Annotated in this window: 1 protein-coding gene; it reads right to left on the reverse strand. The window is 71.9% G+C overall.

Annotated elements, in window-relative coordinates:
• Window positions 1-2,416 (reverse strand): glycosyl hydrolase 115 family protein (locus tag P1P70_RS43390; RefSeq protein ID WP_413471687.1); only part of this gene is annotated, 2,416 nt, incomplete at its 3' end.
• Window positions 2,417-2,462: the final 46 nt, after the last annotated feature.

Below are 2,462 nucleotides of genomic sequence, written 5' to 3' on the forward strand. Positions count from 1 at the left end.
CCACGCGCCCCCCACCGTCCGGCACCCGCCCCCAGTCCACCCGCACCGCCACCCGCACCTGCTCCTCGACCCGTCCCCGCGGCCGCTCCACGACCAGCCACGGCACCGACGACTCGATCCGGTACGAGAAGGGCGTACGCCCCCGGTTGAAGATCTCCACGTACTGCTGAGGCCGGGTCTGGTACGGGCTGAACACCGGAAGCACCGCCTCCGCACCAGCGGCACCGGGCCCGGACACGGACGCGGGCCACCACTCCCCCACGTCGTCCGCCCCGTCGACCGCCACCCCCAGCCCGGCCGCCTCGGGCACCTCGATCCGCCGCACCTTGGGGAAGATCTCGTCCGGCAGGGCCACATGGTCCTTCTCCGGCTGCTGCCATCCGGCGTTCGGGCCGTAGCGCTCCACGTCCCCGTACCCGATGTGCGGCTGGGTCTGGAAGCCCCGCCACTTCCCGTCCGCGACCTCGGTGTTGAAGCGGTCCGCCAGGGCGAAGTCCCGTTCCAGTCCCGCCTCGGCGGCCGCCGCCCGGCCGTTGGTCGCCGCCCGCCCCTGCCGGGCGTAGAGGAGATTCTGGAACTCGGCCTCCCGCAGCCCGTACAGGTTCGCCGTGGCCAGCACGGCGTACCCGACCAGCTCGAACCACGCGTCCCGCAGGCCCACCGGAAGCCGTCTGCCGACCCGCTCGGCCCGTCTGGCCAGAGCCCGCCACTCGTCCGTGACCCGCTCCAGCTCGCGGTGGCCGAAGTAGAACGGCGTCTCCTGGTCGTCGTAGACCACCTCGGTGGTGCCCTCGGCGCCCGTGATCCGCCGGTTCAGCAACTCGGGCTTGCGGCGCGCCTGCAGCTGTCCGTACGCGCTCAGCACCTCGGCGATCTCCGCCGCGGTCTCCTCCCCGAAGTGCTGCCGCGCGAACCCCCGCTCCCACTCCCCCAGGTTCTCCAGCCCCCAACGCCCCGGATTCCAGGCGTAGTCGAGGAAGAACTGGGTCGGCAGCTCGTTGCCCTTCAGGTCGCCGACGTTCACCACCCACAGGCCGTGGTTGCCGTAGGCGTCCGCCTCGTGCAGCTGTTCCCAGAGGTTCGCCAGGTTGGCCGTGTCGACCCACTTGTAGTTGCGCCCGACCCCGACGTAGTCGAAGTGGTAGTACAACCCGTAACCCCCGGGCCGTTCGGGCTCCCCGGGGTCCGGATGCTTGCGGATGTTCCCCCAGTTGTCGTCCGTGAGGACGACGGTCACGTCGTCCGGCGCCCGCAGCCCCCGGTCCCAGTAGCGCTGGACCTCCTTGTAGAGGGTCCACACCTGCGGGGTCTCCGCCGCCGGACGCCCCGTAACCTCCTCGATGATCCTGCGCTGCGCCGCGATGATCTCCTGCATCAGCTCGATGCCGTCGCCGTCCGGGAGGCTCGTGTCGCCGTTCCCGCGCATCCCCAGCGTGACGACGCCCTCGAAGTCCTGGTCCACCATGCGGCGGATACCATCGCGCCAGTACGCCCGGACGGCCTCGGCGTTGCGCCGGTACGACCATTCCCCGGTGCCCCCGTAGGGGTCCCGGCCGGGGGTCACCACGTTGCCGGCGCTGTCCCGCACCGCGGGCACGGCGTGCCGGTTCCACTCCTCGATCCCCCGCATCATGGGCGCCTCGTGAGACGTGCCCATGACAATCCCGTACTCGGTCGCCCGCGCGTGGTTCTCCGGATCGTCCTCGGCGAAGGCCCGCCCCCACACCGCCGGCCAGACGTAGTTGCCCTTCAGCCGCAGCAGCGCCTCGAAGACCTTGGCCCAGAAGTCCGCGTTGAAGCCCCCGGGGTAACCCGGCGCCTTTCCGGGCCCGAAGTACGCCGGGGCCCACGTCCCGAGCGCCGGGTTCTCGTCGTTGATGAACACACCCCGGTACTTCACGGCCGGCGTCCCCTGACTGAAGCGGCCCGGCCGCACGTACACCGCACCCCGCCGGACCGGCGGCACGTCGTCCCACCAGTACCAGGGCGAGACGCCGATCCCGTACGAGACGTCGTACGCCCCGAAGATCGTGCCGCGCTGGTCGCTGCCCGCGATGACGAAGGCCCGCCGCACCCCGGGCATCGGCCGCTCGACGACCGTCTGCAGCGAGGTCTCCCACTTCCCCCGGACCCCACCGACGTCCAGTTTCCCGGCGTCGATCAGCCGGTCGATCAGGGGGCTGCGCCCGATGGTCCCCACCAGGACCACGTCCCGCGCGACCTCGCTCCCGGGCCGGACACCGGTCACCCGCTCGATGTCGTCCCGGAGATCCCCGGCGACCCGCACGACCCCGGGGTGATCCTCGGGACTGACCACGACCGGCGCCCCGACCAGCGGAAACGCCCCCGGCACAGGAGTGAAGGAGATGTACGCGCCGGGGTCGGTGACCCTGGGCCCTGCCGACAGACCCGGCACCGACGTGTTCTCCGCCGGCACCTCCCCCGCCGTCGCCCCTCCGCCC

Origin of the sequence: Streptomyces sp. MB09-02B (assembly GCF_033794485.1) — a bacterium.
In the GTDB taxonomy this organism is placed as follows: Bacteria; Actinomycetota; Actinomycetes; order Streptomycetales; family Streptomycetaceae; genus Streptomyces.